Here is a 21,258-nt window from a genome sequence, read left to right on the forward strand (position 1 = left end):
CGGAGCCCGCCGAGAGTTTGAGAAAGAGTCGGAGTGGTTATGACGGTCATCGAGCGCAATTTCGGGAAGAGAACACGCCAGACGATAAGGCGCTTCGGGGAGCTCTTGTGCCTGGATGCCCTGCATGAAGCCAATATCAAGGCTAATCCGGTGCCTTACCTCGAGCGGGCGAGCGAACGCATCTTTCAATTGGAACGGGCTTTATTCGAAGCCGCCCAGGCCGTCGCGCCACCGGCGGAAGTCTCTCCGTCAGGCGAGTGGGTTCAAGTCGACAAAGCGGAGTACGAACGCCTACTGCGCTGCCGCGACATCGTCGAAAAAGCGCTCGCCGAGCATGCGAGGGATGAGGAGTTTTAATCATCGGGCGCGGCCCGGTGCTCGATTTTTGGAGACTTTTGTTATGGCCATGAATCTTAGATCGTTTTTCAACGGCCCCGAGTGGGCGGAAATCGGCATTCCCGACTGGTTTAAGGGACGAGCGGAGGCTTTGATCGCCCAGCTCGGCGACGACAATCCCGATGTCCAGGTATTCAAGGACATTCTTGCCGCCGGGCGGATCGGGCAGGAGGCCGTGATGCGTGCGGATAAGCTGGCCGGAACGACCAAGAACGCCGATGTCTTTCTCCTCGCCGTCGACATCGCGACCCATGGATTTACCGTATTGCAGGTGATCGCACAGATGGTTCCCCTGCGCCGGAAAGCAGCCTAGGGGCTTTCCGATCACGTACGCCGGAGCCCGGCCGCCCCCGTGCTGCCTGCCGGCAAGCCCACCGGTACGTGCTCATTCCTCCTGTGACTGGGAGTTGCGTACCGCCGGGGTGGCGGGAAACCGGGAGAGGTCGCGCCAAAGCGGTCAGGACATCCCCTGCCCCACGAACTGATCGGCCGGATAAAACAGAATGCAGCCGGGCGCTCAGCCCGAAACCGCGGCCTTGTCCCGAGCGTCGAGTTCCGCGCGGATCTTATCCATGTCCAGCGCCCGGACATGCTCGATCACTTTTTCCAGCGAACTGGCGGGCAATGCGCCGGATTCGCGAACCACCACGATCCTGTCTCGCAACACCATCAGCGTCGGCACCGAGCGGATATCGAATCCTTGCGACAGCTGGCGTTGTTGATCCGTATCGATCTTGCCGAAAAACAAATCGGGGTGTTTTTCGGAGGCGGCTTCGAAAACCGGCGCAAAGGCGCGGCACGGGCCGCACCAGGTTGCCCAGAAATCCAGAACGACGATGGGATGGGTTTCGATCAGCTGCTGAAAGGTGTCGTCGGTGACTTCGATAATGGCCATGACTCAAATATCAGGGTTGTTGGGGTGGAGAAAGAGGTCGGCGCAGGTTCGCTGCACCGATGGCGAAAGCTAGCCGGTGATGTCCACCTGCACCATGCCGTTCTGCAGGCGCATGGGATATTCCTTCATCTGCCATCCGGCAGGTTGCAGAGACTTGCCGCAGCGACCGTCGAACACCCATCCATGCGCGATGCAATAAAGAATTCTGCCGTTGAAATCGCCCTGCCCCAGGGAAACGCCTTCATGCGGACAACGCGCTTCATAGGCTTTCGGCTCTCCGCCGTCCGGCCACATGATGACGATCTCTTTGTCGCCCACCTTGCAGGGCACCAACTCCCCTTCGCCGATCAGGCTTTGTTTGCAAACGTCTTCATAGGCCATAAAGGGTCTCCGGATGATTCAAACCAGGCCGGGGTCGATGGAAATGCGCCATTTTCGGTTCAGACAGGACCATGCCTGCAACGACACCGTAGGAGCGGCCTCTTTGCACGGTATCCAGATTTTTTGTGGCACGTATGTATTGGAAGCGATAAACATGCCATCGGTTTGCAACGGCAATTTCTCAATGATTTCAGGACGATCGTCCCTCGATGCAATGTCCGGAACTGGACAAACCCGACAAACCTGATCGCTGTTTTCCGAAATCGGCAGAGCCTTACGACTATCTTCTTGAATGATGCGGCGCCTTACTCCCGCCTGGCACGCATGCAGGGTGACGAAAAAAGAGGCCGGCAGGACGGTCGGGAGTTTGGCCGAACGATAGGCCTCTCATTCAGAAAGCAGAACAGTGATAAAGTTGGTCGTAGTGCGTAGGCAGGGCTTCGCTCGGAGAATTTCCTGAACTTGGCCTGTCCGCGCGGCCTCCTTGACTGGGCATCAAACCGGCACATCGGTGAATCGAGATGAACGCGAGCGATGTTTTTGGGTTTGCGGACGCATTGGGTCCCGCCAGGATCATTCACGTTTATGAACCCTCCGCAGGGTTGAAAGGCATTCTGGTCGTAGACAATGTTGCGAGGGGTCCGGCCATCGGGGGATTGAGGATGGCGCCCGATGTCAGCGTGGCGGAATGCTTTCGTCTCGCCCGGGCGATGACGTTCAAAAACGCGGCCGCCGGTTTGCCTCATGGCGGCGCCAAGTCCGTCATTTTCGGCGATCCCAAAATGCCGGGACCGGATAAGGAAAGACTCATCCGCGCTTTCGCCTCGAGTTTGAGAAACGAGAGGGATTATATTTTCGCGCCCGACATGGGTACCGATGAAAACTGCATGGCCTGGGTGAAAGACGAAATAGGCCGTGCCGCGGGTTTGCCCAGCGATCTGGGCGGCATTCCGCTGGATGAAGTCGGCGCAACCGGCTGGGGGATTTATCAGGCCACGGAAATTGCGGCGCGCTACTGCAATATGAAGATCGACGGCGCCCGAGTCGTGATCCAGGGGTTTGGCGCCGTCGGCCGGCACTCGGCGCGCTTTCTGGCGCAAGCCGGGGCAGTCTTGGTCGGCGCATCCGATAGTCGGGGCGCCGTTTACAATCCTCGCGGCCTGGATGTCTCGGCTCTGATGGAACTGAAAAAGACGGGAAAGAGCGTTTCCGACGTTACGGCCGGGGAGAAACGGGACCGGGACGCCGTGATCGACATGGAATGCGATATCTGGATTCCCGCCGCACGGCCGGATGTGATCAACGCGGCGAACGCATCGCGTCTCAACACCAAACTGATTGTCGAGGGGGCCAACATCCCCGTCACCCCCGAAGCCGAAAAATTCCTGCACGAGCACGACGTGCTCTGCGTTCCGGATTTCATCGCCAATGCGGGCGGCGTGATATGCGCTGCCCTGGAATATCGCGGCGTCACTCAAGCGATGGTATTTTCGTCGATTGGGGAAAAAGTGCGAAGCAATACGGAGCAGGTCTTGGAGGCCGTCAGTACCAAAGCCATTCTTCCGCGGCACGCCGCTTTGGAGCTCGCCGAGCAACGGGTCAAAAAAGCCATATCTTACCGGCGCTGGTCTTTATTTTCCTCGGCGGATGATAATCCTAGAAGCGGCAGTTGACCGCTTCGATGCACCAGAAACGCCCGATGAATCCTGAACGCTCGGTCTGGTATCAGTCTCACCTGGTGGGTGAAACCGCTACGCACCCGATTGCACGACGGGCGGGCCGCCTGGCGGCGTTGCTCCTTCTAACAGGGGCCGACCCTGCCGCGTCGTCGCGCCTGGCCAGTCGACCCACCCGCCGCACACTCGAGTGCGTCCAACTGCCGTTTCTAGGATAATAGCCGTAGGATGTGGTGAACGAAGTGAACCGCATCGTTCGAGCGACCTCGGATCGGCGGGTTACGCTGCGCTAACCCGCCCTACAATAAATATTCATTTGAATACCGAATGGAATTACTTCACCCAAAGGCGCTTTCCGGCCGCCGCTCAGAACAGCAGCGATGGCCAGGAGCGGGTAGTCCAAGTTTGGTTCGTTTTTCGCTGACCCAGCTTCAGCCCTTGACCCTGGATTTCAAATGCTCCGCAAGGCGCCTCATGGCCGACGAACTGTCATCGGGCGCAAGGCGAACATTGATGATGCTTGGCGTGGCGCGGTCTGCGAGCGATTTGACGAGCGCCTCCTCAAACGCTTCCTCATCGGGCGCATCGTATCCGTTCAGCGGACCGAAAAGCTCGCCCAGCCGGTCGAAACGCCAACAGCCGATGTCGTTGAAAGGCCCGTCGAGGATGAACCGTTCGGTGCTGTAACCGCAATTGTTGAAAACCACCACGATGGGAGCCAGGCCGAAGCGTACGTGCGTCGAAAGCTCGGTGCCGGTCATTTGAAACGCGCCGTCTCCGACCAGGATGAGCGCACGATGATCCGGACGGGCGATTTGCGCGCCGAGCGCGGCGGGCACCGCAAAGCCCATCGTGGTATAGAAAGCGGAGGACAAGAACTCGCTCCGCTCGTAGACCTGTAGGTCGATCGCGGCAAACAGGCAATCGCCCACGTCGCAGACCACGATCATGTCGGAGGTAAGCGCCCGATTCAGCCGTTCGATCAAACGGGCGATCGTCATCGGCCGGTTCGGTTCGGGAAACCCGCTCGCTTCAGGCACGGCGGGCGCCGCCGGGAAGGTTTCGCTCCGAGCTTTCACCGAGCGCGCCAAGGACATGACGAAATCCGACAGGGTGACGCGGGGATAGCGGTGATAGCGGATCACGACTTCGTTTTGAGCCGCGCGCACGATGCGATGGGGATCGAGACGCGCGGTGTAGATGCCGGTATCGATGTCGTTCAAGGTGACGCCCAGCATCAGCAGCAAATCGGATTGTTCCACCATGTAACGCGCGTTCTCCGAACTCATCGCGCCTTCATAGACGCCGAGATAGGCCGGGTGCCGCTCGGCAATCACCGACTTGCCGGTCAAAGTGGCCGCCACCGGCAAGCGTGCCCGTTCGACCAGTTCGACCAGAGCGTCCTGAAGTCCGCGTCGATGCAGTTCGAGGCCCGCCAGAATCGTCGGCGATACCGACTTCGTCATGAGCTCCGCGGTCTCGGCGACCGCTTCCGATAAGGCGGCTCCATCGCTCGAAGGCTCTTCGAGCGGCTCTTCCGGCACCGAATAGCCTTCAGCCATGACCAGATCGCGCGGGAGCTCGATGTAAACCGGTTTGCACGACCGGCGGGCGGTCGCGATGGCGCGGTCGATTTGACGAAAGGCGATGACCGGGTCATCGAGCACGACCGTGGCGCAGGTGATGCGATCGAAAATCTCGCGCTGAAACGTGAAGGGGCCGAAGCGGTGATGAATCAGTGGATCTTCTCGCTGTTCGCGCACGCCCGGAGCACCGCTGATGACGACCACCGGCGAGGACTCCGCATGGGCACCGGCGACCGCGTTGACCGTATTCAGCGCTCCCACGCCGTAAGTCACCGCCAGCGCGCCTATGCCCTGGCAGCGAGCATAGCCGTCCGCGGCAAAGGCGGCGGTGTCCTCCCGCGTGGTGCCGATGTGCTGGATCGGGCTTTTGACCATCAAATCGTAGAAGCCGAGCACATAATCGCCGGGAACGCCGAAGATATGTTTGACACCGGCATCGTATAGACGCTTGAGGAGGTATTGTCCGATAGAATCCGATTTTGCAGTGCTCATGACGATTTCTCCGGTACTTTCAAATTTGACTGTTTTGGCCGCTTCCGATTGCGTATCCGTAAGTCCATCATCGTTTCCGGGCCAGCCTCGGCCGGCCGATCCACCACCGGTTGACTCCCCACAACACGATGCCGACGCCCAGCAGCGCGAGCGAGATCGCGTAGTCGCTGGCCGGCCGTCCGGATAGTACCGGTAGAGCCAGATAGCCGCAGAAAATCGCGCCAAGCACGGGCGTTCCAGGCGGCGCCCGGAAGTGCGCATGCTCGACTTTCTCCCGGCGCAGCACCAGACAGGCGATATTGACCCCGGTGAAAACGCACAGCAAGAGCAGGGCCGTGGTGCCGCCGAGCTTCCTCACGCCATCCTCGCCAGCCGTAACGACCAGCGCGACCGCAATCGCGGTGGTGAACAGGATCGACACCCATGGCGTGCGCCGGGTCGGATGCACGGCGCCGAACACCGGCGGCAGAATCCGTTCGTTCGCCATGCCGTACAGCAGCCGGCTGGCCATCATCATGTTGATCAGGGCCGAGTTGATCACCGCAATCAGGCCGATGCCGGCAAATACCTTCAGCGGAAACGCCGGCGCACCCACGGCGACCACCTTCAAAAGCGCATCGGATCTGGCGGCCGAAAGCGTCTCGGCCGGAATCAGCAGCGAAGCGGTAAGCGCCACCAGCTCATAAATCAGGGCCGCGGCAATCAGCCCCGATAGCAGCGACCGCGGGAAAATCCGCGCGGGGTCCCGGCACTCCTCCGCCATGTTTACCGCGTCCTCGAATCCGACCATGGCAAAGAAGGCCAAGGAAGTGGCCGCCGAAATCGAGAGCAGCAGGTTTCGGTCCTCGGTGTCGAATTCGAGGAGCCGGCTAGGCTCGCCTTGACCGCTCCCCGCCGCGTACACGCCTATGGCGATGACGATCACAAGGCCCGATATTTCGACGCCGGTCAGTACCATATTGATCTTCACCGACTCGGCCACCCCTCGAAAGTTGATCAGCCCGAGAACGAGGAGAAAACCGACCGCCACCGGCAGCACCGGCCAGGGAGCGAACGGCTGGAGGTAGGTAGCGGCGAATGCGCGAGCCGCCGCCCCGGCGGCCGTAATGCCCGAACTCATCACGGCGAAGGCGACCAGGAAGGTCAGGAACGGGATTTTAAACGCCCGCTGGGTGTACAAGGCCGCGCCGGCCGCGCGGGGATATTTGCCGACCAGCTCCAAGTAGCTGAACGCGGTGAGGAACGCGACTCCGAACGCTACGAGAAATGGCAGCCACAGCGCTCCCCCGATCTGGCCGGCCACGCTGCCGACGAGGGCGTAGATGCCGGTGCCGAGCACATCGCCGATCACGAAGAAGAACAGCAGCTTGGGACCTATCGCCCGCTTCAGCGCCGGCCGGCTCTCAACCGTGCGCTCGCCGGTCTCGCTCATCTCGTCGTCTCGCCATAGCGGACCCCGGCACAAAACAGCACCCGAGAATGTGTTTCGGCGATGCTCCGATCGTTCCCTTGCGGCACTGGGTGCTCCGAGGCAGTAATCCGCATTTCTCACGGATAGAGTGTGCATTAAGAACCGAAAACCGGGAAACTTGTTTTACCATGCTCGTTATCAGGTTATTGCTAAAATTCCATTTAACAAAGGCGCAGGTTGAAATGCAGTAAACTTATCCGCCACCTTAAAAACGCAGTCCTCGTGATCCCCTCGACGGTCCAATCGAAGCTCGTTGCCGCACTTCAGCACAAACGAATGATACTGGCTCGCGTGCTGACGCTCGTCGTGATGTTGAGCGTCGGCGGAGTCGGGGAATATATGGTACGGCTGGAACGACAAAACGCCGAACGCGAGCAGCGCAGCCAGGTCATCAGCGAAGTCGGCCAACTCAGAGCCGCGCTGGAAAGCGAGCTTAACGCCACGCTGTTTCTGACGCAGGGCATGATCGCCTATGTCACCACACGCTCGACCCTCGAACCCGAGGTGATCGAACCGATGCTCAAAACGCTCTACGAGTACGGACGGCATGTCCGCAACATCGGACTTGCGCCCGGCAATCGCCTGACCTACATCTATCCGCTCGAGGGTAACGACAAGGCGCTTGGACTCTACTTCCCGGATGTGAAGGAGCAGTGGCCCGCCGTCGAGCGAGCCATCCGCGAACGCAAACCGCGACTCGCCGGCCCAACCCAATTGAAGCAGGGCGGCGTGGGCCTGATCTACCGGATTCCGGTATTCCTCGGCGCCCAGGGAGACTATTGGGGGCTGCTCAGCATGGTGATCGATATCGAAAGCCTGTATGCGCACGTCGGCGTAGCGCCCAATGTACGGGGATTACAGCTTGCCTTGCGAGGCAGGGACGGCACCGGTTCGGAAGGAGAAACCTTCCTGGGCGACGACTCGTTATTCGATACCGATGCCATTATCGCCGAGGTCATTACACCGGGCGGAACCTGGGAACTGGCAGCGCGGCCCGACCGTGGCTGGGGCCGAGGCGGCCACTTCGGCTGGCTGCGCGGCGGCTTCTGGCTAGTCGGAATCCTGTTGGGGGGCGCCTTGCATCAAGTGCTGCTCTTCGCCGTCCGACGCGAACAACTCTCGGAGCAGCTGCGAGAACGTACGATCGAACTCGAACAAAGCCATGCCATGCTCATCGCGGAAGTCGACGAACGCAAGCGTCTCGAAGAAGAACTGCGCCACTTCGCGTTTTATGATGCTTTGACGCGGCTGCCCAATCGCCGTTTGTTGCTGGATCGCCTTCATCAGGCGCAGCTCGCGAGCGCGCGCCAAAGATCCCATGTTGCCGTGATGTTTCTCGACCTGAACAATTTCAAGGAGCTCAACGACAATCACGGCCACGATATCGGCGACCAACTCTTGATGGATGTCGCCCGACGCCTGCAAAGCACTGTCCGGGAAAGCGACACGGTCGCGCGTCTCGGCGGCGATGAATTCATAGTGATGCTGGAGGGACTCGGCCCGGAGGCGGAAAAAGCGCGGAATTACGCCGCCGCCCTTGCCGACGATATCCGCAATGTGCTGGGTCAAGAATACGTCCTGGGCGATATCCGGCACCAATGTTCGGCAAGCATCGGCGTCAAGCTGTTCCTGGGCACTAACGAAGACCCCGACCAGATTCTCAAGGATGCCGATATGGAAATGTACCGAGTCAAACAGCGTTCCGGCAGGGTGGCTTGGGGCTGAATGTAAACGATCGATGACGGTAAGACACACTGTCGGCAAAGGATTGCCGACCTACGCCCCTATGGCGCGGAGGTCGTAGGGTGGGTTAGGCGCACTATACCGCCGATCGATGCCGAACACTGCGCTTCACGTGCGCCGTAACCCACCATAGTAGGTCGGAAATCCCTTTCCGACACACGGTCGGCAAAGGATTGCCGACCTACCATCCTGGAGCAGTTTCCGTTCGTCGCTCAATCGCGGGCTAAAGCCTGCTCCCACAGGCCGTAAACCAATCCGACAACCACCCTATAATCCGGCAGAAACGGCATGGCAGTTGGCACATGGCCTCCCTATCGGCTTATTGGATGATTTCATGGCGAAAGGAAGACGCGTCTTCCAAAGGTTCGATATGGGTCACGATGAGGAGATTCGGAATGACCTCGCGGATATCGGACTCGATGCGCTCCAGGAGTTCGTGTCCCTCCTGGACCGTCATCGCGCCGGGTACGAGCACATGCAGGGTGATCAGCCGCTGGGTGCCGGCGACGCGGGCGCGGAGGTCGTGGAACTGGATGCCTTGCCGCCGGTAGTTGTCGAGAATGCGTTCGATGCGATGGCGTTCCTCGGGAGGTATGGCGGCGCCGAGCAGCCCGGAAAGCGAGCGCAGTATGAGCTGGGTGCCCGAGACCACGATATTGAGGGCCGCCAGAAGCGCGATGGCCGGGTCCAGCCATTGCCACCCGGTCAATGCGATTCCGCCCAGCCCTGCCAGTACGGCGCCGGTGGTCCAGACGTCGGTCATCAAATGCTTGCCGTCGGCCTCGAGCGTGATCGATCCGGACCGGCGTCCCGCCCGCAGCAGCACCCTGGCCACCGCCAGATTGACCAGCGCTGCCGCCACCGAAACCAGCATGCCCAGATTGATCGCCGCCAGCGCCTGAGGATGCATCAGGCGATCCCAGGCCGCCCAGGCAATGCCGGCGGCCGCCACGACAATCAGCGCGCCCTCGAAACCGCTGGAGAAATATTCGGCTTTACCGTGCCCGAACGGATGGTTCTCGTCGGCCGGTCGCGCGGCCAGCGTGAGGACGACCAAGGCCGCCGCGGCTCCGAACAGGTTCACCAGGGATTCGGCCGCATCGGACAGAAGCGCCACGGAACCGGTCACGAGATAGGCGACCGTCTTTAAGGCGATCGTCACGAGGGCCGCGAAGATCGATAGCCAGGCATAGCGGGTGAGCGGGGCCTCCGGCGATCGCGAAGCGGTTACTTCATTCCGACCATCCTCAGCGGCGCGACGAAAATAGCCGGCGAGAAAATTACCCGCCGCCCGGACGAGACGCCTCGCCGCATAGTACAGAACCATGGGGCCGGCGACGGATAACAGCCCGCCGAACATGGCGATCAGCCAGTCGTCCCGGTGTAAGGGTTGCAGACTCAAACGCGCGGCCAGCCAAGGCGTCTGCACCAGAACCAGCGACGATCCGACGGTCGCAACGACCATCAGCCAGGCGGTCTTCGTCCGCAAACGGCTCAGAACGGCAGTGGCCGCCGCACTGGCGCAGGTCAGCGCCACCATCGCCATGGCGCGCGCATGTTCGACACTGCCGCCCGGCAGAAGGCTGCGGTCGTAGGTCCACAAGATCAGCGCAGTGATCAGAGCTCCGATCGTGGCGATCAGGAACCACTCCCCACCCGAGAAAAATCGCGCCTCCCGGCGCTTCGGCACCAGCCGTAGCGGCCCGCGCGCCGGCAGTTCCTGAAACACCAAAAGCGCCGTCGGGTGGATGAGCGTCTCCAGCCAGACAATATGTACGGGCAAGTACAGGATGGGATGCCCGATCAGCGGAATGAAGGTGGCCGTAATGACCAAGGGAATGTGGATCAGCAGCAGATATTGGAAGCTGAGCTGGAGATTGCGGAATAGCTGCCGCCCCTCGGCGATGGCCCGCACGATGGTGCCGAAATTGTCGTTGAGCAGGACGATGGAAGCGATTTCCCGTGCGCTACGGGTACCGCGCTCACCCATGGCGATGCCGATATCGGCAGCCTGAAGCGCCGGAACGTCGTTCACGCCGTCGCCGGTGACGGCCACGATCTCGCCTTCCGCCTTCAATGCCCGCACCAGGGCCAGCTTCTGGGTAGGCAGGGCGCGCGCCACCACGTCGACATCCGGACGAAGAGAGGCACCATCATCGAGACGGCGGACCAGTTCGTCGCCCAGAACGATGCCGCCCTTCATCCCGATCTGCCGCGCCACGCCGCCCGCGGTCGCCGGGTGATCGCCGGTGACCATCACCACGCGGATGCCGGCGGCGCGGCATTCCCGCACCGATTCGATCACGCCGTCCCGGATCGGGTCCTCGAAAGCCAGCAATCCCAGGAACCGGCCGCCGCGGTCCGGTTCGCCGCCGCTCCAGGCGCCATCCAGATGCCAGCATGCGCAAGCGAGCACCTTGTGGCCTTCGGCGGCCAGGCGGTCGACCCGCGACGCCCAATCGGTCCGTTCCACCTCGCTAAGGTTTACCAGCGCCAGCAAGACTTCAGGAGCCCCCTTGCTGGCCACGTGTATCCTGTCGCCGATCCGCACCACCACGGTTTCGCGGCGGCGCTGCTCGGTGTAGGGATAGGTCTCGAGCACGACATCGGCAGCGGCCGAAATCGCACGTTTCTGAACGCGTTCGAGGATCGCCGTATCCATGGGATCGCCGGATTCCGCACGGGACGCAAACGCCGCCCATCGGAGCAGTTCATCTTCGGAAACGTCCGCGCCGGGGGCCAGATGTTCGAGCCGAAGACGGCCCTCGGTAATCGTGCCGGTCTTGTCGGAACAGATGCAGGTGATGCGACCGATGTTCTCCACCGATACGCCGCGCCGGACCAGCGCCTTCCGCCGCGCCAGCCGATACACGCCGACGCCCAGAAACAGGGTGAATACCACCGGAAACTCTTCGGGAAGAGCCGCCACCGCGAGGGTCGCCGCGCTGACCAGGGCGTCCACCCAGCCGTGGCCTTGATGCAGCCGCACGCCGGCCAGAATCAGGCAAAGCACTCCGGCAGCCGCGATCAAGAGCGTCACCAGGTTGGAAATGGCGGTCTGCAACGGCGTGCGCTCCCGTTCGCCGGCGGCCGCGGCACGGACGATCTCGCCGTAAAGCGTTTGCCCGCCCGTATACACTACAGTCATTTCCGCCTGGCCGGTCAACAGGCGGGTACCGGCGAATCCCCAATGCACATCGTCGATCCAGGCTGATTCGTCGAATCGCAGCGGCATTGCTCTGAGAGCGTGCTTCGGCACCGGATACGCTTCTCCGGTCAGAGACGATTCATCCGCCTGCAATTGCTCCCCGACGGAGATCAACCCGTCGGCCGGAAAAGCCTCGCCGGTCTCGATCCGCACCCGGTCGCCGGGAACCAGCTCGGAAGCGGAGATTTCCAATAGCGCACCGTCACGGACGACACGGGCGGTCTGAGCAAGCTGCCGGCCGAGTCCTTCAGTCGATACCTGTGTCCGGCGATGCAGAAAGGCATCCATGCCCAGCAACGGCAGAATGGCCGCCATTAGCGTCATCGCCTCGGCATAACTGCCGAGCACGGCATAAATGAGACCGGTTCCGACCAGGAACCAGATCATGGGGTCCTTGAGCGTATCGCGCGCCAGTTCCAGCCACGGACTGCCGGCGATTTCGAGAATGTCGTTCCGGCCATATCGTTTTCTGCGTTCGGCGATATCGATAGAGGACAGTCCGCGTGGGTCATGCGGAAGATCCTTCATTCGTACAGCGGGAATATCGCGACGCATGGCGGTGACGGTCTCTTTGGAAGGAAGCGGCCGGCCGAACCGGGCATTCTGGATAGTTGGCCCCGTATTATCGGCGTCGATGCCGCCGAATGTCACCGTTGCCGTCGCGACACAAGACCTGGATGGTTCTCCGCGTGCAAATAGCGTCGGAACTTGGCGGTTCGCGGGGAACTCCGCGATGCTGTCCGTTTCCAAATAGAAACATCGGCGTTACTTGATAAGGAATCGAGACATCAGGATGCAAAGAGGAATCACTTTAGTCTCGCCGCGCGAATCCGCATTCGCGGGTGTACAGAATCCACCGCCCTACCAGTCCGAATCGGAGACCTCAAGCTAAGCCGTACGCCATGGAAAGCTCATTCCAACCCGGTGCGGTAGTCGTCAGCAGAGACGGTTTACCGGGTTTTGTCGATCCCGCATTCCTTCCCGTCAACGAACAGGCCGTAGTGCAAGTGCAATTCGAGCGCGGCGAACGGCTGGTGATCCCCGTGAACGTCCTCGATCGGCAGGAAGACGGAACCTATGTTCTGCCCATGACCTTGGCCGAAGCCATGACCACTTGGCGGGACCCGTCGGAAAGCGGCGAAACGCTGACCATTCCCGTAGCGGAGGAACGACTGGTACGGCAAATCCGCAAAATCGAAACCGGGCGGGTGCGCATCACCAAACGCATTTCTACCCGGGTCGAAGAGGTCGATGATCCACTAATCCAGGAAACGCTTCATGTCGAGCGGGTCGCCGTAAACCGTCCTATCGATGAGCCGGTGCCCGCCCGGCATGAAGGCGACACGCTGATCATTCCCGTATTCGAAGAAACCCTGGTAGTGCGGAAGCAGCTGATTCTGAAGGAAGAGCTGCACGTGACCCGACGCAAAACGGAATCGCACCGGCCGCAACAAGTGACCCTGCGGCGCGAGGAAGTGTCGGTCGAGCGGGTTCCTCCGGAGAGACAGACGACGGACCTTGAACAGCCTGGAGTCTCAAACTGAGATGCCTCAATGTTTTTGATCGTATTTTTTAACGTTCGGACGAGGAGAAAGCCATGATTAACACAGTGGTTGGATTACTGGATAACCGATCGGAAGCCGAAAAAGTCGTGCACGACCTCGAGCGTGAAGGCTTCGGCCGAGATCACATTCATGTCATGACCAGCGATGTCGAATACGAGCGCGAGCTAGGCGCAGCCGGTGGAGCCCAGAAGGAATCCGGCCTCCGCTTCGTCCTTTCCAAGCTCGGGCTGCTGGAAGAGCGCCGGCATGAAATCGGGCTTCCTGCGGAGGACATCCGTTATTACTCTGAAGGCGTACGCCGCGGCGGCCTCCTGGTCACCGTCGAAACCGACGAAAGCCACGCCGACCGTGCTGCAGAGATTCTGGAGGAACACGGCGCGGTGAATATCGAGGAGCGCGCGGGTCAATGGCAGCAGACCGACATGACACAACAGCCGACCATGGGCAAAGCGGGCACTACTACAGAACCTATGCGTACCGCCGAGGAAGCGAAAATCCCGGTCGTCGAGGAAGAGCTGAAAGTGGGCAAGCGCGCCGTCAAGCGTGGCGGAGTCCGCGTCTATACCCATGTCAAGGAGCGGCCGGTTGACGAAGACATCACTCTGCGCGAAGAGCACGTCAACGTCGAACGCCACCGGGTCGACCGTCCCGTGTCGGACGCAGACATGGCAGCCTTCAAGGAAGGCACCATCGAGCTCACCGAAACGGGGGAAGAAGCTGTAGCCTCCAAGGAAGCACGGGTGGTTGAAGAAGTCACCGTCAGCAAAGGCGTGACGGAACATATCGAGACCATCCACGATACGCTGCGCCGGACCGAAGTCGACGTGGAAGAATTCGGCAGAGGCGCAGCCGAAACACCGTCCGGCTTCGAGCGTTTCGATGCCGATTTTCGCCAGCACTATTCGACCCATTTCGGCAATCAGGGACAGCCTTATGATCGGTACCTGCCCGCCTACCGCTTCGGCCACGCGCTGGGTAGCGATCCCGCCTACTCCGGCAAGGACTGGGCAGCGCTGGAACCGGATGTCCGGCGTGTGTGGGAGAAAAAACAGCCGAGCAGCAAATGGGACCAGATGAAAAACGCGATCCACTATGCTTGGGAACGCGCGCGGGGTCATCGCTGAATGCATCCGGCTCGCCTAACCCTTTAGGAATTTCCTGAGAAAGCCCTCTCCCCTCTGGATGGCGTCGCGAAAGCGCCTCCTCCACTGGGGAGAGCACAGCTGCCCGGTCAGCCTGGAATCCCTTCCCAATCGCAAACGGTCGCTTTAGTCGCGACCCTTCCAATCGCAAACGGTCGCTTTAGTCGCGACCCTTCCAATCGCAAACGGTCGCTTTAGTCGCGACCCTTCCAATCGCAAACGGTGTCTCCGGGAACACCAAGGCGACGATTTCCGACACAAAGCCCGTCGGCAAAGGGTTACCGACCTACGACTGTAGCACCCTGTAGGTCGGGAATCCTTTCCCGACGCCACGTCCCGGCCGAGCGTCTTCGTCGGCAAAGGATTGCCGACCTACGCTCTCCCCTCCTGGAACGAATCCGTACACCGGGATGGAAAACGCTCTAAGTACATTCAGGGAATGTCTTGCGGCATAGGCAACCTGCAGGACAACCCCGCCAATCAAGCCAATCTGTCGAGATTCCGCAAATATTTGCGGAATGTACTTAGCAACAGGTCGACCATGCTCGGTCAACGACCTGCCCCGGCGGCCGTTAACGAGAATGAGCGCGTGATGATCCGGACGTGGATCCTGCTCGCTATTGGAGCCGGACATCCGCCCGCCGCACCTCGACCAGATTGTCCGAGAACGTCGGCGCATGACCGAAGTTGCAGTAGGCGGCCGAACTGATCACATTGACCGAGCCGTCGCTGCGATTGCGGCTCCGCCAGTATCCGAGAGTCGCGACCACCACGCCCGGCGGGGTATCCTCGGTAACCCGCGCGTCGGCTTCGAATTCGCCGCGGTCGTTGAATACCTTCACATTATCCCCTTCGCGAATGCCGCGCGGTTCGGCGTCGGCCGGGTTGATGAGCACGAATTGCTCGCCCTGGGCGCGAATCTTGTGCTCTTCGTTCGCGTAACAGGAGTTCAAAAAGCCGTGGCTTTTGGGCGAAAGGATATTCAGCGGAAACCGTTTCGCCCGCTCGGGATCGCTCTCCGGCCGCTCGCGGCAGGGCACGTAATCGGGCAAGTCGTCGATCGGTTCCGCGCCTTGGCCGCTTTCGTACATCTGCCGGAAAACGGCGCCGACGAAATTGCCCTGCGCGGCGCCCGAGGCCTTGAACTCGCACTTTCCCGAGGGCGTCGGGAAGTTGCCCTCGGCGTGCGGCGCCGAGGTTTCCGGTTTGCCGCCTCGGATATGGGCGTAACCGCGCCGCTCCAGATAAGCCAGGTCGATGTCCCGAAGCTGCGGCGCATTCCAGTCGACGTAGTGTTCGATCATCTCGCGATCGCTGCGCGTGAACTGTTCGTCGTCGAATCCCATGACTTTTGCCAGGCGCCGGAACAATTCGGTGTTGGGTACGGCTTCGCCCGAGGCCGGGACGGCTTTCTGGTTGAGGGTCAAATAGAGGTGGCCCCAGGACCACATGATGTCGTCCATTTCCCCCGCCATCGCGGCGGGCAGGACCAAATCCGCGTAGGCGGCGGTGTCGGTGATGAAGTGCTCGCTGACCACCGTGAACAAATCCTCGCGCTTCAGGCCCTCGACGATCCTGTTGGTTTCCGGCGCCTGCGACACCGGGTTGGCGTTGTAGACCATCAGGGACTTGACCGGCGGCGCGAGCGGCATGCGCCCTGTCAGCGCGTCGCCCAGCTTCAGGATGTTGATCACGCGGGTCCCCGGCTTGATCCATTCCGGCCGGCACACCCGATCCCAGTGAATCGGAAATTCCCAGACCGGCATCTGCAGCAAGCCGCCGCCCACGTGTCGCCAGGCCCCGGTCAAGGCCGGCAGACAGCACACCGCGCGGATCGTTTGCCCGCCTCCGTGATGACGCTCCAGCGCGACGCCTATGCGAATCGCCGCGGGCTGGGTCGTGGCATATTCGCGGCTCAACTTCCGGATGTCGTCGGCGGGAATGCCGGTGATTTCGGCTGCGTACTCGGGCGTGTAGCGCGCCGCCCTCTCCTTCAGATCCTCGAATCCGATCGTGTATTGGGCGATATAGTCGCGATCCAGCAAATCTTCGGCAATGATCTGATGAATCATCGCCATGGCCAGCGCGCCGTCGGTGCCGGGCTTCGGGGCCAGATGCCAGTCGGCCTGCTTGGCGGTGCGGGATTTGTAGGCGTCGATCACCACCACCTTGGCGCCGTTTTTCTGCGCCTCGTGGACGATATGCCAGTGATGCAGGTTGGTGCTGACCGAATTGCAGGCCCAGATGACGATGTATTTCGACTTGGCGAAGCTTTCCGGATCAACGCCGCCGGTGGGGCCGACCGTGAGCAGCCAGGCGGTGGACGAACCGCTCGCGCAGAACGTTTTTTCCAGCACGCTCGCGCCCAGCTTGTTGAAAAACGCATCGCCGACGGTCAGGCCCTGAAGAGTGCCCTGGTTGCCCAGGTAGTTGTAGGGAAGAATCGCTTCCGCGCCGTACTCGTCGATGATGGCAGTCCAGCGGGTCTTGATCTCGTCCAGCGCCTCGTCCCAGGAAATCCGCTCGAACCGGCGCGAGCCTTTCGGCCCCACGCGGCGCGAGGGATACAGCACGCGCTCCGGATTGTAGTGATGGTCGTGGAAATCCTTGAGCTTGGTGCAAAGGCCGCCCCGCGTTAGCGGATGATCGGGATTGCCGCGCACATTGACCAGCCGGTCGTTTTCGACTTCGTAGAGCATCGCGCAGGTGTCCGGGCAATCGTGCGGACACGCGCCGAATACGGTTTTCTTCTCGCTGGCAGCTGCCATTTCTTCTCCTCCGGTCAATCGTTTTTATACAAATTTCAATCAAGATGACGCATGGGAATCGTCATACTCGATGTCCGTCGCGTACACATCGTAAGCCTTGCTGTATTCCATGACCCGAGCCACCTCCGCGATGAAATCTTCGCCGTACCCGGCCCGGCGCAGCAGGTGAAATCCGACTTCCATGCCCGAACTGATGCCGCCGCCGGTAACGATCCGTCCGGCGTCGACCACCCGCGCCCGGCTGATGCGGCAGGCCGGGGCCAGCTCGGCCAGGCGGTCGATGGGCACTTTGCCCGACGGGGATTGTTCCACGCGATCGGGCTCCTTGCGGTTGGTCGCCGCTTTTCCGTCCAACAGCCCCATCTTGGCGTAAATCCAGGAACCGGTGCATACCGAAACCAGCAGGGTTCTCTCGGGCAAGCCGCGGATGAACTCGTGCAGATGCCCGTTGTTGATTTCCTGCCGCGTGCCGAAACCGCCCGGGATCAGGAAGGCGTCCATGTCGGGCCGGTCCGCAAAGGAATAGTTGGGCAGCACCGTAAAGCCGGCCTGCGCCTGCACCGGACGCAAGGACTCGGCGATGAAGAAAGCCTCCAGCTCGGGATCGAATCGCCGGGCGACCGAGAATACGCCATAGGGCGCTGCGAAGTCGACGATTTCCAGATCCTTGCAGATGTAAATGCCTAATCGGAAACCGGGTTTAAACGTGTAACTCATGGTCGTTTCCTTGTGCTGGTCGAGGAGCAATCCGCCATGTAGACAGATCTGTCTACAGCATTGATGAGACAGACCATTCTGTCAATAATCCCGTAAACGCTTTCAAAACCTCTTATGACTCAAGACGCCACGCCTATTACGTCCTCGGCACGCGACCGCATCCTGGAAACCGCGCAACGGCTGTTCTACCAATACGGCATCCGCGCCGTGGGCGTCGATCGCATCATCGCCGAATCGGGCGTCGCCAAGATGTCGTTCTACCGCCACTTCCCGTCCAAAAAAGACCTGGTGATCGCGTTTCTCGAACGGCGCCATCGATTCTGGATGGATTGGTTTACCCGGCGCGTGCGGGAATTGGCCGAATCCCAAACTTCGCCAGGCCTCGGCATCATCGCGGATGCCCTGAAGGAATGGTTCTCGGATCCCGACTTCCGAGGCTGTGCGTTCATCAATACGGTCGCGGAACTGAGCGAGGATTCGGCGGAAGAACGCCGGATCGCGGCGGATCACAAGCGGGAACTGCGGGATTTCGTCCGAACGATGATCCCGGAGCGGCCGGGACGCTCGGCAAACGACGCGGCGGAACTGGCTCTGCTGATCATCGACGGCGCCATCGTGCGCGCCCAAATGACGGGCAATGCTGAAGTGGCTGAGGAAGCGCGCACCTTGCTCGAATTTTTGGATGGGGAACCGTTCGGATCAACCGCTTAGAACCTACTCGAGCGCCGGAATCGGGTAGGCGACGGCTAGGGAAGAGACACCGCGGAAAACCGAGCGGCGACCGAGGCGTCCAAAGAGACCATTGGTCAGCCCTCCGAGTGCTGGCTTCAAGAGAAGCGCGACGATTGGCGGTATCCTGGTTCAGGCGTCCGAATGCCGTCCACCGCTATGCCAGACCGGAGGATGCAAAGTCCCTCCCTCGGTGGAAAAGGGTTAGTAGGTGCGGAATCGGTTTCCGACATAATCGATCTATCGGCCACGGCTTGTCGACCTATGGCGACATTACAGGTTACAGTTTTGCACGGTATCCCGGTTATCGGCGGCGCAACGATCGCCGTTGACATGAGAGCCGCCGTCGGCGATGTCGTTGCCACCGGCACCGTCCACGACATTCAGCATATCGTCCCCCTCTCCGCCCCGAAGGATATCGTTGCCTGAACCGCCGCTGGCCCGGTCTCGACCGGGGCCGCCCTCGAGCAGGTCATCGCCCGCGCCGCCCCAGAGGATATCGTTGTCCTCGCCGCCACTGAGCTTATCGTTACCCGTGCCCCCACGGAGCGTGTCGTTGCCGTCGCCGCCGCAGATCAGGTCATCGCCGCCGCGGCCGTCGATCACGTCGTGGCCGGCCAGGCCGACGATGACGTCGTTGCCCGGCGTTCCCCGCAAGACATCATTGCCCGCAGTGCCGACAATCGTCGCCGGCATGCCGAAGCACACGGGCGTCGTCGGCCGGCTGACAAAGAGCACGGCCTGACCCTGACCAGGATTGCCGTCCACGCTTTGGTTCCAGGCACCGATCAGGAGGTCGGTTTTGCCGTCGCCGTTGACATCCCCCGCGCTCGCCAGTACCTGACCGAAGTGGGCATCATCCTTGGGCGTCGGATGGTCGAGGGTGTGCAGCAAGATGCCATCGGCCCCGCTGAAGATGAAGGCCTGCCCCTGATGGGCATTGCCGCCCACGGTTTGCCTGGGCGCTCCAACCAGGAGGTCGGATTTGCTATCGCCGTTCACATCGCCCGCGCCGGCCACGGCCGAACCGAAGTGAGCACCTTCCTGAGGCAGGGGAGTATCGAGGGTCTGAAGGAGGGTCCCATCGGCCCCGCTGAAGACAAAGGCCCGTCCCTGGTACTCGTTGCCACCCACGTCTTGCAGGTAAGCTCCCACCAGAAAGTCGGGGGTGCCATCGCCGTTCACATCGCCCGCGCCGGCCACAGCATCACCGAAGTGCGCACTTTCCTGGACTATCGGGTCATCGAGGGTGTGCAGCAGGGTGCCATCGATCCCACTCAGGACAAAGGCCCGGCCTTGGCCGCGATTGCCGGCTACAGTTTGCCCGGACGCTCCCACCAGGAGGTCGGGAACCCCGTCGCCGTTCACATCGCCCGCGCCGGCCACGGCCGAACCGAAGTGAGCACCTTCCTGAGGCAGGGGAGTATCGAGGGTCTGAAGGAGGGTCCCATCGGCCCCGCTGAAGACAAAGGCCCGTCCCTGGCCGAAATTGCCCCCCAAATCTTGCGAGGATGCCCCCACCAGGAGGTCGGAAATCCCATCGCGGTTGACATCCCCCGCACCGGCCACGGCATCGCCAAAGTAGGCGTCGTCCTGAGGCGTCGGGTTATCGAGGGTGTACACCAAGGCCCCATCGGCACCGCTGAAAATATAGGCTTGGCCCTGGTCAGCGTGGCTGCCCACATCCTGGAAGGGCGCCCCCACCAGGAGGTCGGGAATCCCGTCGCGGTTGACATCCCCAGCCCTAGCCATGGCTCGACCAAAATAGGCGACAGCCTGGGGTGTCGGGTTATTGAGAATGTGCAACAGACTGCCGTCGGCCCCGCTGAAGACAAACGCCCGGCCTTGGGCATAGTTGCCATCCGCGTTTTGCCAGGACGCCCCCACCAGGAGATCGGGAATCCCATCGCGGTTGACATCCCCCGCACCGGCCACGGCGTCGCCAAAGTAGGCGTCGTTCTGGGGCGTCGGGTTATCCAGAATAAGGGGCACATAGGGAGACTCGGCGTTAGCCGACGCCAGCCAAAATCCGACCAGGACTCCGAGACCGCGCTTCAGGACCATAAGCTGGATTCGGGCACTCAAGGCCTCGCTTGAGAGCCGCCAACGGGCCGGTCCGTTTTCCACGCTTTTCATACGAGTTACTCCCTATCTCTATGGGTATCATCGAACGAAGGCCGCGGTTTTTTTTGCGTTTTTACCGGGCATCGGTGAGTGTGCGAAATTAATGCCATCCGTGGGCGGTTGGGTCGGATCAATGGAATCCGGATTTGGCCGTCAGGCGAGGAATGCGGAGTTGGATCAATGTCACATTCGGAATGAACTTCTCTGTTCGCCGGATAGTCGCACCGCACTTGTCCTTGCAACTGCTGCCTTCAAGAAGCTTGCTTCGTCACATGCAACGACTTGCGGTTCGCGGAATTCGTATTGACACCATGGCGACCGAGCTGTTAGCGTGAAGCCATGAATCGACGGCAGCCCTCCATCCC

15 protein-coding genes are annotated in these 21,258 nt (G+C 61.1%); 7 read left to right on the forward strand and 8 right to left on the reverse strand.

The window, feature by feature from the left end; all coding sequences use genetic code 11:
- The first annotated feature begins 39 nt into the window (after positions 1 to 39).
- Positions 40 to 357, forward strand: coding sequence for a hypothetical protein (locus ACWJJK_RS19890; RefSeq protein ID WP_086134049.1), 318 nt, complete (start codon positions 40 to 42; stop codon positions 355 to 357).
- A gap of 43 nt (positions 358 to 400) precedes the next feature.
- Positions 401 to 709 carry a hypothetical protein gene (locus tag ACWJJK_RS19895; RefSeq protein WP_077729965.1) on the forward strand — a complete coding sequence of 103 codons (309 nt, stop codon included), beginning with the start codon at positions 401 to 403 and terminating at the stop codon, positions 707 to 709.
- A gap of 204 nt (positions 710 to 913) precedes the next feature.
- Here ACWJJK_RS19895 and ACWJJK_RS19900 read toward each other — a convergent pair whose 3' ends face one another.
- Positions 914 to 1,291, reverse strand: a complete 378-nt coding sequence (locus ACWJJK_RS19900) for a thioredoxin family protein (protein ID WP_156880520.1) — start codon at positions 1,289 to 1,291, stop codon at positions 914 to 916.
- A gap of 69 nt (positions 1,292 to 1,360) precedes the next feature.
- Positions 1,361 to 1,672 carry a Rieske (2Fe-2S) protein gene (locus tag ACWJJK_RS19905; protein WP_077729963.1) on the reverse strand — a complete coding sequence of 104 codons (312 nt, stop codon included), beginning with the start codon at positions 1,670 to 1,672 and terminating at the stop codon, positions 1,361 to 1,363.
- Between the two features lie 521 nt (positions 1,673 to 2,193).
- Between ACWJJK_RS19905 and ACWJJK_RS19910 the strand changes: the two genes are divergently transcribed.
- Positions 2,194 to 3,345: a Glu/Leu/Phe/Val family dehydrogenase gene (locus ACWJJK_RS19910; protein ID WP_156880522.1), complete on the forward strand. Its 1,152-nt coding sequence runs from the start codon at positions 2,194 to 2,196 to the stop codon at positions 3,343 to 3,345.
- Between the two features lie 434 nt (positions 3,346 to 3,779).
- On the opposite strand, the gene ACWJJK_RS19915 is transcribed toward ACWJJK_RS19910, so the two are convergent.
- The gene (locus tag ACWJJK_RS19915; protein WP_156880524.1) at positions 3,780 to 5,426 is read right to left on the reverse strand and encodes a thiamine pyrophosphate-binding protein; all 1,647 of its coding nucleotides are present in this window, start codon (positions 5,424 to 5,426) and stop codon (positions 3,780 to 3,782) included.
- A 67-nt stretch (positions 5,427 to 5,493) separates the two neighbouring features.
- Positions 5,494 to 6,858 (reverse strand): APC family permease, encoded by a 1,365-nt coding sequence (locus ACWJJK_RS19920; RefSeq protein WP_347258734.1) that lies wholly within the window; start codon positions 6,856 to 6,858, stop codon positions 5,494 to 5,496.
- A gap of 315 nt (positions 6,859 to 7,173) precedes the next feature.
- On the opposite strand from ACWJJK_RS19920, the gene ACWJJK_RS19925 reads away from it, so the two are divergent.
- Complete coding sequence (locus tag ACWJJK_RS19925) at positions 7,174 to 8,622, forward strand: sensor domain-containing diguanylate cyclase (RefSeq protein WP_156880528.1); 1,449 nt, start codon at positions 7,174 to 7,176, stop codon at positions 8,620 to 8,622.
- Positions 8,623 to 8,959: 337 nt separating this feature from the next.
- On the opposite strand, the gene ACWJJK_RS19930 is transcribed toward ACWJJK_RS19925, so the two are convergent.
- Positions 8,960 to 12,403 (reverse strand): HAD-IC family P-type ATPase, encoded by a 3,444-nt coding sequence (locus ACWJJK_RS19930; RefSeq protein WP_434131865.1) that lies wholly within the window; start codon positions 12,401 to 12,403, stop codon positions 8,960 to 8,962.
- Positions 12,404 to 12,750: 347 nt separating this feature from the next.
- Here ACWJJK_RS19930 and ACWJJK_RS19935 point away from each other — a divergent pair, with 347 nt between their 5' ends.
- Both ACWJJK_RS19935 and ACWJJK_RS19940 read left to right on the forward strand, forming a co-directional pair.
- Positions 12,751 to 13,392, forward strand: coding sequence for a YsnF/AvaK domain-containing protein (locus ACWJJK_RS19935; RefSeq protein WP_454128412.1), 642 nt, complete (start codon positions 12,751 to 12,753; stop codon positions 13,390 to 13,392).
- 53 nt (positions 13,393 to 13,445) lie between these two features.
- Complete coding sequence (locus ACWJJK_RS19940; RefSeq protein ID WP_086134043.1) at positions 13,446 to 14,537, forward strand: DUF2382 domain-containing protein; 1,092 nt, start codon at positions 13,446 to 13,448, stop codon at positions 14,535 to 14,537.
- Between the two features lie 635 nt (positions 14,538 to 15,172).
- Here ACWJJK_RS19940 and ACWJJK_RS19945 read toward each other — a convergent pair.
- Positions 15,173 to 17,323 (reverse strand): molybdopterin oxidoreductase family protein, encoded by a 2,151-nt coding sequence (locus ACWJJK_RS19945; RefSeq protein WP_156880532.1) that lies wholly within the window; start codon positions 17,321 to 17,323, stop codon positions 15,173 to 15,175.
- Between the two features lie 39 nt (positions 17,324 to 17,362).
- Positions 17,363 to 18,040 carry a DJ-1/PfpI family protein gene (locus tag ACWJJK_RS19950; protein ID WP_086134041.1) on the reverse strand — a complete coding sequence of 226 codons (678 nt, stop codon included), beginning with the start codon at positions 18,038 to 18,040 and terminating at the stop codon, positions 17,363 to 17,365.
- A gap of 114 nt (positions 18,041 to 18,154) precedes the next feature.
- On the opposite strand from ACWJJK_RS19950, the gene ACWJJK_RS19955 reads away from it, so the two are divergent.
- On the forward strand, positions 18,155 to 18,751 hold the full coding sequence (locus ACWJJK_RS19955; protein WP_086134040.1) for a TetR/AcrR family transcriptional regulator: 597 nt from the start codon (positions 18,155 to 18,157) through the stop codon (positions 18,749 to 18,751).
- Between the two features lie 291 nt (positions 18,752 to 19,042).
- On the opposite strand, the gene ACWJJK_RS19960 is transcribed toward ACWJJK_RS19955, so the two are convergent.
- Positions 19,043 to 20,905 (reverse strand): FG-GAP-like repeat-containing protein, encoded by a 1,863-nt coding sequence (locus ACWJJK_RS19960; protein ID WP_454128413.1) that lies wholly within the window; start codon positions 20,903 to 20,905, stop codon positions 19,043 to 19,045.
- Positions 20,906 to 21,258 lie beyond the last annotated feature (353 nt).

This window comes from Methylocaldum gracile, assembly GCF_053646815.1.

Excerpts from the sequence above, each read along its gene's own strand:
- ACWJJK_RS19890 (WP_086134049.1), top strand. The coding sequence starts at position 40 with ATGACGGTCATCGAGCGCAATTTCGGGAAGAGAACACGCCAGACGATA.
- ACWJJK_RS19895 (WP_077729965.1), top strand. The coding sequence starts at position 401 with ATGGCCATGAATCTTAGATCGTTTTTCAACGGCCCCGAGTGGGCGGAA.
- ACWJJK_RS19900 (WP_156880520.1), bottom strand. The coding sequence starts at position 1,291 with ATGGCCATTATCGAAGTCACCGACGACACCTTTCAGCAGCTGATCGAA.
- ACWJJK_RS19905 (WP_077729963.1), bottom strand. The coding sequence starts at position 1,672 with ATGGCCTATGAAGACGTTTGCAAACAAAGCCTGATCGGCGAAGGGGAG.
- ACWJJK_RS19910 (WP_156880522.1), top strand. The coding sequence starts at position 2,194 with ATGAACGCGAGCGATGTTTTTGGGTTTGCGGACGCATTGGGTCCCGCC.
- ACWJJK_RS19915 (WP_156880524.1), bottom strand. The coding sequence starts at position 5,426 with ATGAGCACTGCAAAATCGGATTCTATCGGACAATACCTCCTCAAGCGT.
- ACWJJK_RS19920 (WP_347258734.1), bottom strand. The coding sequence starts at position 6,858 with ATGAGCGAGACCGGCGAGCGCACGGTTGAGAGCCGGCCGGCGCTGAAG.
- ACWJJK_RS19925 (WP_156880528.1), top strand. The coding sequence starts at position 7,174 with ATGATACTGGCTCGCGTGCTGACGCTCGTCGTGATGTTGAGCGTCGGC.
- ACWJJK_RS19930 (WP_434131865.1), bottom strand. The coding sequence starts at position 12,403 with ATGCGTCGCGATATTCCCGCTGTACGAATGAAGGATCTTCCGCATGAC.
- ACWJJK_RS19935 (WP_454128412.1), top strand. The coding sequence starts at position 12,751 with ATGGAAAGCTCATTCCAACCCGGTGCGGTAGTCGTCAGCAGAGACGGT.
- ACWJJK_RS19940 (WP_086134043.1), top strand. The coding sequence starts at position 13,446 with ATGATTAACACAGTGGTTGGATTACTGGATAACCGATCGGAAGCCGAA.
- ACWJJK_RS19945 (WP_156880532.1), bottom strand. The coding sequence starts at position 17,323 with ATGGCAGCTGCCAGCGAGAAGAAAACCGTATTCGGCGCGTGTCCGCAC.
- ACWJJK_RS19950 (WP_086134041.1), bottom strand. The coding sequence starts at position 18,040 with ATGAGTTACACGTTTAAACCCGGTTTCCGATTAGGCATTTACATCTGC.
- ACWJJK_RS19955 (WP_086134040.1), top strand. The coding sequence starts at position 18,155 with ATGACTCAAGACGCCACGCCTATTACGTCCTCGGCACGCGACCGCATC.
- ACWJJK_RS19960 (WP_454128413.1), bottom strand. The coding sequence starts at position 20,905 with ATGAAAAGCGTGGAAAACGGACCGGCCCGTTGGCGGCTCTCAAGCGAG.